The 9094-nt window shown below is 61.7% G+C and carries 10 protein-coding genes; 5 read left to right on the top strand and 5 right to left on the bottom strand.

What is annotated here, in order from left to right:
• Together ACW8PS_RS11225 and ACW8PS_RS11230 are read left to right on the top strand one after the other, a co-directional pair.
• Positions 1-1393, top strand: a 1393-nt coding sequence (locus ACW8PS_RS11225; RefSeq protein WP_491527500.1) for a DNA translocase FtsK, incomplete at its 5' end; no start/stop codon positions are given.
• Positions 1394-1452: 59 nt separating this feature from the next.
• Complete coding sequence (locus ACW8PS_RS11230; RefSeq protein ID WP_491527501.1) at positions 1453-2061, top strand: LolA family protein; 609 nt, start codon at positions 1453-1455, stop codon at positions 2059-2061.
• On the opposite strand, the gene ACW8PS_RS11235 is transcribed toward ACW8PS_RS11230, so the two are convergent.
• Positions 2058-2633, bottom strand: a complete 576-nt coding sequence (locus ACW8PS_RS11235) for a transglycosylase SLT domain-containing protein (protein WP_491527502.1) — start codon at positions 2631-2633, stop codon at positions 2058-2060. The genes ACW8PS_RS11230 and ACW8PS_RS11235 overlap by 4 nt on opposite strands.
• Before the next feature lie 320 nt (positions 2634-2953).
• On the opposite strand from ACW8PS_RS11235, the gene hspQ reads away from it, so the two are divergent.
• Complete coding sequence (hspQ, locus tag ACW8PS_RS11240) at positions 2954-3280, top strand: heat shock protein HspQ (RefSeq protein WP_491527503.1); 327 nt, start codon at positions 2954-2956, stop codon at positions 3278-3280.
• Positions 3281-3315: 35 nt separating this feature from the next.
• On the opposite strand, the gene ACW8PS_RS11245 is transcribed toward hspQ, so the two are convergent.
• From ACW8PS_RS11245 to ACW8PS_RS11255, 3 genes are all read right to left on the bottom strand, one after another.
• Positions 3316-4896 carry a gamma-glutamyltransferase family protein gene (locus tag ACW8PS_RS11245; protein WP_491527504.1) on the bottom strand — a complete coding sequence of 527 codons (1581 nt, stop codon included), beginning with the start codon at positions 4894-4896 and terminating at the stop codon, positions 3316-3318.
• A gap of 361 nt (positions 4897-5257) precedes the next feature.
• Positions 5258-5746 carry an ATP-binding protein gene (locus ACW8PS_RS11250; RefSeq protein WP_491527505.1) on the bottom strand — a complete coding sequence of 163 codons (489 nt, stop codon included), beginning with the start codon at positions 5744-5746 and terminating at the stop codon, positions 5258-5260.
• Positions 5743-6093: an STAS domain-containing protein gene (locus ACW8PS_RS11255; RefSeq protein WP_491527506.1), complete on the bottom strand. Its 351-nt coding sequence runs from the start codon at positions 6091-6093 to the stop codon at positions 5743-5745. The genes ACW8PS_RS11250 and ACW8PS_RS11255 overlap by 4 nt, the downstream gene beginning before the upstream one ends.
• Positions 6094-6183: 90 nt before the next feature.
• On the opposite strand from ACW8PS_RS11255, the gene ACW8PS_RS11260 reads away from it, so the two are divergent.
• Complete coding sequence (locus ACW8PS_RS11260; RefSeq protein WP_491527507.1) at positions 6184-7395, top strand: acetyl-CoA C-acyltransferase; 1212 nt, start codon at positions 6184-6186, stop codon at positions 7393-7395.
• 104 nt (positions 7396-7499) lie between these two features.
• A complete protein-coding gene (locus tag ACW8PS_RS11265; protein ID WP_491527509.1) occupies positions 7500-7952 on the top strand; it encodes a GAF domain-containing protein in 453 nt (150 codons plus the stop codon).
• Here ACW8PS_RS11265 and ACW8PS_RS11270 read toward each other — a convergent pair.
• The gene (locus ACW8PS_RS11270; protein ID WP_491527510.1) at positions 7949-9091 is read right to left on the bottom strand and encodes a DNA recombination protein RmuC; all 1143 of its coding nucleotides are present in this window, start codon (positions 9089-9091) and stop codon (positions 7949-7951) included. The genes ACW8PS_RS11265 and ACW8PS_RS11270 overlap by 4 nt on opposite strands.
• Positions 9092-9094 lie beyond the last annotated feature (3 nt).

Below are 9094 nucleotides of genomic sequence, written 5' to 3' on the forward strand. Positions count from 1 at the left end.
TTACGGCGTGAAGGGCGAGATTGTCTCGGTCCGCCCCGGCCCCGTTGTCACCATGTATGAACTTGAACCGGCCCCCGGCCTGAAGGCCAGCCGCGTCATCGGCCTGGCCGATGATATCGCGCGGTCCATGTCGGCCTTGTCTGCGCGCGTTTCGACCGTGCCGGGACGGTCGGTGATCGGCATCGAACTGCCCAATGTGCAGCGTGAAAAAGTAGTGCTGCGGGAAATTCTGGCGAGCCGCGATTACGGCGATGGCACCCAGAAGCTGCCTCTGGCGCTTGGCAAGGATATCGGCGGCGACCCGATCGTGGCGAACCTGGCAAAAATGCCCCACCTTTTGATTGCGGGCACCACCGGTTCGGGTAAATCCGTGGCCATCAACACGATGATTCTGAGCCTGCTTTACAAGCTGTCGCCCGAGGAATGCCGATTGATCATGATCGACCCCAAGATGCTGGAGCTTAGCGTCTATGACGGTATTCCGCATCTTCTGTCGCCGGTTGTCACCGACCCGAAAAAGGCGGTTGTCGCGTTGAAATGGGTCGTGGGCGAGATGGAGGAGCGCTATCGCAAGATGTCCAGGATGGGCGTGCGCAATATTGATGGCTATAACAGCCGGGTGGCCGATGCGCTGGGCAAGAACGAGCTGTTCACCCGCACGGTGCAGACCGGCTTTGACGACGAAACCGGCGAACCGGTATTCGAGACCGAGGAATCCATCCCCGAAAAGATGCCCTATATCGTCGTCATCGTCGATGAAATGGCCGACCTGATGATGGTCGCGGGCAAAGAGATCGAGGCCTGCATCCAGCGCCTGGCACAGATGGCGCGGGCCTCGGGCATTCATCTTGTCATGGCCACACAGCGTCCCTCGGTCGATGTCATCACCGGCACCATCAAGGCCAATTTCCCGACCCGGATTTCGTTCCACGTCACCTCCAAGATCGACAGCCGCACGATTCTGGGCGAACAGGGGGCCGAACAGCTGCTGGGAATGGGCGATATGCTCTATATGGCGGGGGGGTCGAAAATCACCCGGATCCATGGGCCTTTTGTCAGCGATGAAGAGGTCGAAGAGATCGTCAGCCATCTGAAAAGCTTTGGCGCGCCGGATTACGTGGCCTCGGTTCTGGACGGCCCCGACGAGGATCGCGAAAGCGATATCGACGCGGTGCTTGGCCTGGGCGGCAACACCAATTCGCAAGATGCGCTATATGATTCCGCCGTGGCGATTGTGGTCAGGGATCGCAAATGCTCCACCTCATATATCCAGCGCAAACTGGCCATCGGCTATAACAAGGCCGCGCGTCTGGTCGAGCAGATGGAGGATCAGGGGTTGATCTCGGCGGCCAATCATGTCGGCAAGCGCGAGGTGCTGTTGCCCGAGCAATAATGCGCCGGATCGCGCCAGCGTGAGGTGCAAATCCCCTCAGGGGTGATTAGATAGGTGCCATGAAACACATCTTTCTTGCTGCGGCGATTTCGGCCGCCACCGCATTTCCCGCTCTGTCCCAGGCGATCCCGTTGTCGGATCTGTCGGATTACATCAACAATATCCGCACCGCCGAAGCCGCGTTCACCCAGATCAGTGATGATGGCGCGATTGCCACCGGCACGCTTTACATGCAGCGCCCCGGTCGGATGCGGTTCGAATATGATGGCGACGAAGATCTGCTGGTGATTGCCGGCGGCGGCCAGGTGGCAATCTTTGACGGGCGGTCGAACACACCGCCCGAGCAATACCCGCTGCGCCGGACGCCGCTGAACCTGATTCTGGCGCGCAATGTCGATCTTGGCCGGTCCGACATGATTATCGCCCATGAGGATGACGGCACCGCCACCCGCGTGGTGGCACAAGACCCCGACGACCCGGATATCGGTCAGATCGCCATGGTGTTTACCGCCGATCCGATCGAGTTGCGGCAATGGGTGATCACCGACGCGAACGGGTTTCGCACGACGGTGATTCTGGGCGAATTGACGCAGGGTGCCGCGATCCCGTCACGCCAGTTCAACATCCCCGCCGAAATGCGCGAACGCGGCCTGATCGACGATGATTAACGCCGGCAGCTTGCCAGTTGGCTCTGATATGTCGCCGCGCGTTCCGAGACCCCGCTGGCGACCCGCAACAGCCACGGCTTGGCATTATAGCTGCCACGGTTAAAGCCCGCATGCCCTTCGTGATAGGCCAGATACTGGTTGCGCGCATCGGTCAGCGCCACGCCGCTTCGGGTCACCGATTGGTTCATGTACCAGCCCATGAAATCGGTTGCGTCGCCGATATTGGTGCGCCGCGCGCGCCTGTTGCCGGTGGCTTGGCGGTATTCGTCCCAGGTGCCATTCAGCGCCTGTGAATACCCCAATGCCGAGCTTTGGCGCCCCATCGGAATGACACCAGCGGCAAAGCGATAGGGTGGGCGGGCGTCGCTGTCGAACCGGCTTTCCTGGTACATTATTGCCATTTGTACGTAAATGGGCGTGTTCCACCGCCGTTCAGTCTGGCGCATGGCGCGGTAGATATCGGGGCGTTCCTGGATCAGCACACAGGCATTATCCAGATTGCGTGGGGGCGGGGGGGCACCGCCGCAGGCCGCGAGGACCAGCGCGAGCACCAGAAAAAGGGCGCGATTCATATGTTTTGTTTGCCTGCTCATATATTTTTTATTTGCAGCAGTTTACCTGATTTTTTCGGTCGAGGGAACGGGTTTGGCGCAGGAAGGCCCGCAAACTGGCGGCGCGGGCAGAAAATTGCCCAGTGATGGCCGCGAATGCCGCTGCCAGACAGGGGCGCATTCCGGCCAACCGGGCTATGGCGGGCACAACCTCCCGGGGGCTGGGCTTCTCTGCGCAGACAGGCCAAATTCTACAATCTGTTTCCCATAAATTTGATGATGCCCGGATGGACAAGCCGCCCCGCCCCGGTTTAGGTGGGGGGGTAAAAGGACGAAGTCGCATGCTGAAAACGCGCGCAAAATTTACGCTCGGCCAGGTCGTCAAGCATCGTAAGCACCCGTTTCGCGGGGTAATTTTTGATGTCGATCCAGAATTTTCAAATACCGAAGAATGGTATGATGCGATTCCCGAAGGGTCGCGGCCGTCGCGGGCGCAGCCTTTCTATCACCTGTTGGCCGAAAACGACCAAAGCTACTATGTGGCCTATGTGTCGGAACAGAATCTCGAGCCTGACCGAACCGGTGAACCCGTCGATCACCCCGAATTGGAAGAGCTTTTCGGCGATTTCGAGGATGGCCGCTATCCGCTGGAATTTCGCCTGAACTGATGCCACAGGGCGGGGCGGGTATTCGCAGAAGTGCTTTAGTAGCCAAGCGCGCAGCCGTCCTTGCGCGGATCCGATGCGCCTTGCAACACGCCATTTTTCGCGTCGATCCGAATGGCCTGTGCGCCACCGATGGGGGCGTCTGGAATGACCGGCCTGTGCCCCATATCGGCCAGTTGCTGGCGAATATCGGCAGAGTAGCCGCGTTCGATTTTCAACCCCGCCGGTTCGGCAAAGCAGCGCGGCGCGTCGATGGCTGTCTGCAGACCCATCCCGAAATCGACCATATTGGACAGGAACCGCGTGTGCCCGGTGGCCTGATATTGCCCACCCATGACCCCGAAGGGCGTCAGTGCACCATCCGCCTCGCGCAGAAAACCGGGGATGATCGTGTGCAAGGGCCGTTTGCCGCCACCGGCCTCGTTCGGGTGGCCCTTTTCCAGGTTGAACCCAGTGCCGCGATGGTGGAACAGAATGCCGAACCGATCTGATGCAAGCCCCGCGCCAAAGGCAGAGAAGATCGAATAGATCAACGACACCGCCATCCGGTCCCGGTCGACCACGGTGATATAAACAGTGTCCTTATGCACGCCTTCGGCCATTGGCTGCGGGTCCGGCATGGCGCGGCGCGGGTCGATCATGGCGGCCAGGTTCTTGGCCGTTTCCGGGTCCAGCATCTGGGCCAGGCGGGTCGTGTGGTCAAAATCCGCGACGATCCGATTGCGCGAATCATAGGCCAGTTTGGTGGCCTCGGCCTCGATATGGGCGCGCGCGGCCCCCAAAGGGTCCAGGCCTGACATGTCAAAATGGCTCAGGATATTGGCCAGCAAAAGCGCCGTTGCCCCTTGCCCGTTGGGGGGCAGCTCGATCAGCTCTACACCCCTGTATTGCGTGCTGACCGGGGTGACGTAGTCGCATCTGGTGGCGCTGAGATCATCCAGGGTGTGGCTGCCGCCAAGCGCGCTGAGCGAGGCGATGATATCCTCGGCCACCTCGCCCTCATAGAACCCGGCGCGCCCCTCAGATGCGATGCGGCGCAGAACTTCGGCCTGGCCCGGCGCGCGAAACATCGCTCCGGGTTTAGCGGGTTTGCCGTTCAGCAGGTAGAAATCGCGCGCCCGGCCATGCAGCAGGTCAGGCGCGGCCCGCCAATCGAACCCCACACGCGGGGCTACCGGCACGCCGGCCTGAGCATAATGGATCGCGGGGGCCAGCACTTCGGCCAGATCGAGCCGCCCCAGATCACCATGCAGCCGACAAAACCCGTCAACCGCGCCGGGCATTGTCACGGCGGCGGGGTGGTGTTGCGGGATTTTCAAATGACCGGCGGCCCGCAACGCTGCGCCATCCAGACCCGCGGGCGCGCGGCCCGAGCCGTTCAGCCCGATAATCTGGTCGCTGTCGGGTCGCTTGACCAGAGCAAAGCAATCACCGCCGATCCCGGTGCTCTGCGGTTCGCATATCCCCAACAGAACGGCAGCACCGATCGCGGCATCAACGGCGTTGCCGCCCGCCTCCAGCAAAGAGATGGCAACCTTTGCGGCCAGCGGATGCGACGTGGCGCAAAGCCCGTTCTCGGCAAATACAGCCGACCGGCCCGGCATGTGAAAATCGCGCATATCATCCCCCGTTCACCGCTTTCGGGCAAACCTAGAGCGCATTGCGTTTGATGTGAATCATCTTTGCCGCCGAACGCGATCGCAACCCCAATCGCTGCCTCGTCGGCAAAGATGATATGAATGTCTCGGATAAAACGCAAAACGCTGTAGGGGAATTGTCGGGACTGGCAAGAGGAGGGAAGGGGAAGTCCTCGGAACCGCGCCACTGGGTGGGGGCTTTTAGACACGGCACCGAGGGAAGCTAATGCAGCTACGCTTTGTTACATGGCCGCGATTCCCGGCATTGATGGGGATCAAATGTGGTGATTTTGCGAAAGGTTAACGCGGGCCGGAAACGATGATGCGTTCTGCCTCACATTGTTCAGTAATCGAGATCAATCGAGAATGTCAGGCGGTTCTGTGCCCCGCTGCGATTATAGGCCAGGCTGCTGGTCAGATCGCGGATCAGGCCCCAGCCAAACCCGCCTTCGGGCAGGTCCAGCATGTCCATTGCGCCAAGATCGTAGCGCCGGGCCGGCGGCAGTTTTCCGCCCGGCATCGGACGACCGCCATCGGTCAGGTGGCACCAGATCGTGTTGCTGTGAACCGACGTCTCAAGCGCAATTTCACCGTGGCCGGTATCGCAAAAGGCATGTTCGACAATGTTGTTCATAACTTCGGCCAACACCAGTTCCATTCGAATCAGCGCGTCGGGTTCAAGGCCAAGGCCGATCAATTGCTGGTTCAGCCGGATCAGAGCCAGGCTGACCTGATCCCGTGTCGCGGTGATATCCATCCGGTGGCACCAGCCGATAATGGGCGCGGCTGCCCCCGAAGGCGGGCAGCCAGAGACAAATGCCAGATCGGTCATGCGGCGGGGGCCACGCCATGCGCGGCAAGCGCTGCATCGCGGCTGGCATGGATCGGAAAGACGGTGTTCATGCGCGTCAACTGCATCACCTTTTCTACCGCCGGGTTCAGCCCCGCCAGTTCCAGCGTCCGGTCCGTGCCAAGCAGTTTGCGCGCCGCCACGACCGCACCCAACCCGCTGCTGTCAAGGAAGGTCACACGCCCCAGATCCAGCACCACGGGGCCAGCCACTCCGGCGGCCAAATCGCGGAACATATCCTTGAACTGGATGGCAATAGCGGCGTCGATCCGGTCGCTTTCGACCCGCATGATGCAAACAGGCCCTTGCGTTTCACATGTTATTTCCAATGCGGCATCCTTTCCTAATCTGCGGAAAACCCTAGACGCCAATCCTTTCCAAACGGTATCGAGAGGGTGGCTCGAAAAGGAGAGAATTTTATGGATAACGTGGTCATCTGCGGCGCGGCGCGCACACCGATGGGCGGCTTTCAGGGCTGTTTTTCCAGGGTGACGGCCTCAGATCTGGGCGGCGTTGCGATCAAGGGCGCGCTGATGCAGGCGGGGGCCGCGCCGGATCAGGTTGATGAGCTGCTGATGGGCTGCGTGCTGCCGGCCGGCCAGGGTCAGGCCCCGGCGCGGCAGGCGGGCTTCAAGGCGGGCCTGGGTCAGGGGGTTCCGGCCACGACGCTCAACAAGATGTGTGGCTCGGGCATGAAGGCGGCGATGATCGCGCATGATCAATTGGCGCTTGGCGGCACCGATGTGATTGTGGCAGGCGGGATGGAGAGCATGACAAACGCCCCCTATCTGATCGCCAACATGCGCAGCGGGGCGCGCATCGGCCATGGCCAGACCATCGACCACATGTTTCTGGACGGGCTCGAAGATGCCTATGCCAAGGGCCGCCTGATGGGCACATTCGCCGAAGATTGCGCCGACAGATTCGGGCTGACCCGTGTCGCGCAGGATAGCTACGCCCTCGAATCATTGGCCCGCGCATCAGCGGCACAGGCCAGCGGCGCGTTCGCGGATGAGATCACGCCGGTTTCGATCAAAGGCCGCCATGGCGATATCTCGGTCATCGCAGGGGTCCATGATGGCTGGGATACGGTCACCCAGGATGAACAGCCGGGCAAGGCGCGCCCCGAAAAGGTCCCGCATCTGAAACCGGCCTTCCGCAAGGATGGCACGGTGACGGCGGCCAATTCCTCGTCCATTTCAGATGGCGCAGCGGCGCTTCTGATGGCGCGCGAAACGGTGGCGCAGGCGCAGGGATGGCCGGTCCGCGCCCGCATTTTGGACCATGCCAGCCACGCGCAGGAACCCGGCTGGTTCACCACAGCCCCCGTGCCCGCCACGCAAAAACTGCTCAAGCGGCTTGGCTGGCAGGTTCACGATGTCGACCTGTGGGAGGTCAACGAGGCCTTCGCCGTCGTGCCCATGGCCTTCATGCAGCATCTCGACATCGACCATGACAAGGTGAATGTAAACGGCGGGGCCTGCGCGCTTGGTCACCCGATCGGGGCCTCGGGCGCACGCATCATGGTAACGCTGCTGAACGCGCTGGAAAAACGCGGCCTGAAACGCGGCATCGCGGCCATCTGCATCGGTGGCGGCGAAGGCACCGCAATAGCCATTGAACGCCTCTGACCCTTTCATCTTGGAAAAAATACCTCAGGGGGGGGCGGGGGGAGGATCCCCCCGCGGGTCGGCGCCGAAGGCGACGAAACCCTCGCAAACAAAGGCCGCAACCGATGAATGTAAACTACCCCACCCTCGCGCGCAGCCTGGCCAGCCTCACGGCCGGTGAAACCGATGATGTCGCCCTGATGGCCACCGTCGCCTGCGAGATCCACCATGCCGATACCCGCTTTGACTGGACCGGATTTTACCGGGTCACAGAACCGGGTCTGCTCAAGATCGGCCCCTATCAGGGCGGCCATGGCTGCCTTCAAATCCCGTTCTCGCGCGGCGTCTGCGGCGCGGCGGCGCGCAGTGGACAGGCGCAGATCGTGGCCGATGTCGATGCTTTCCCCGGTCACATCGCCTGCGCATCCTCCACCCGCTCCGAGCTTGTCCTGCCGGTCTGGAACGGCGCAGGCGATCTGATTGCGGTATTTGATATCGACAGCAATCAACCGGATGCGTTCCGGCAAGAGGATGCCGACCAGATGGCAATGATCCTGAGTGATATCTTCGCGCGTTAAACCCGCGGCAGCGGCACCACGGTGCTCTCCGTCTCCGGGGCCAGTTCCTCAAAATCGAAATTATCCAGCCGCTCTGAACGTTTCCCGGCCCGTGCGCTGGCGGTCAGGATGCCGTCGACATCCTCGCCCGCCTGGCGCAAATGCGTCTCCAGCTTGCCCGCCCGTTCGCCGATGATCTCGACATCGCGGTGCAACTGTCGCAGCGCTTTGCGGATATCACCGGCCTGCTCGCGCATGCGTGCATCCTTCAGAATCGCGCGCATCGTGTTCAGCGTGGCCATGCAGGTGGTGGGCGACACGATCCAGACCCGCGCATCAAAGCCTGCGCGCACCACTTCGGGCAGACGCGCGTGCAGCTCGGCATAGACCGCCTCCGAGGGCAGGAACATGATCGCGCCATCGGCGGTTTCGCCCTCGATGATATAGCGCTCGGATATGGCCTTGATATGAACCCGCACCGCCGCGCCCAGATCGCGCAGCGCGCGTTTGACCGCCTCCGGCCCATCGGCCACGGTCAGCGCCTCATAGGCCTCCAGCGGGAACTTGGCGTCAATCACCAGCGACCCCGGCGGATTGGGCAGATGGACCAGGCAATCAGCGCGTTTGCCATTCGATAGCGTGGCCTGAAAACTGTAGGCATCCGGAGGCAGAGCTTTTGAGACGATATCATTGAGCTGAATTTCCCCGAACATGCCGCGGCGCTGTTTGTTCGACAGGATATCCTGCAGGCTCAACACATCGCCCGACAGCTTTTCGATATTGGCCTGCGCCTTGTCGATCTGTTCCAGCTTCTGCTGCAATTCGCCAAGGCTGCGCGCGGTGCGGGTCGAGGTGCCGTGCAGCGTGTCGCCCATGCTTTTCTGCACTTCCTCAAGGCGGCGCTCCATGGCCTCCATCATCTGGGCCTGCGATCGCGCCTGCAGCTCTGACACCTGGGTCAACCCACCCGCCAATTGCTGTTGTCCATCCGACAGCGCCTGCACCCGCCCGCCAAGCGTGCCCATCTGATGCGCCAGAGGCTCAACCGCGCGGGCGGCGCGGGTGGCGGCAGCCCCCGAGCGCAGGCTCAGCCAGATTATCACGGCCAGCGCGATGAGGGCACCCGCGATGGCCCAGGTGATGGGGTTGCCGGTATCAATCTG

The sequence above is a fragment of the Alterinioella sp. genome, from assembly GCF_058343375.1.

Bases quoted from the DNA above. Each gene is read 5' to 3' on its own strand.
- ACW8PS_RS11230 (WP_491527501.1), top strand. From the start codon at position 1,453: ATGAAACACATCTTTCTTGCTGCGGCGATTTCGGCCGCCACCGCATTT.
- ACW8PS_RS11235 (WP_491527502.1), bottom strand. From the start codon at position 2,633: ATGAATCGCGCCCTTTTTCTGGTGCTCGCGCTGGTCCTCGCGGCCTGC.
- hspQ (WP_491527503.1), top strand. From the start codon at position 2,954: ATGCTGAAAACGCGCGCAAAATTTACGCTCGGCCAGGTCGTCAAGCAT.
- ACW8PS_RS11245 (WP_491527504.1), bottom strand. From the start codon at position 4,896: ATGCGCGATTTTCACATGCCGGGCCGGTCGGCTGTATTTGCCGAGAAC.
- ACW8PS_RS11250 (WP_491527505.1), bottom strand. From the start codon at position 5,746: ATGACCGATCTGGCATTTGTCTCTGGCTGCCCGCCTTCGGGGGCAGCC.
- ACW8PS_RS11260 (WP_491527507.1), top strand. From the start codon at position 6,184: ATGGATAACGTGGTCATCTGCGGCGCGGCGCGCACACCGATGGGCGGC.
- ACW8PS_RS11265 (WP_491527509.1), top strand. From the start codon at position 7,500: ATGAATGTAAACTACCCCACCCTCGCGCGCAGCCTGGCCAGCCTCACG.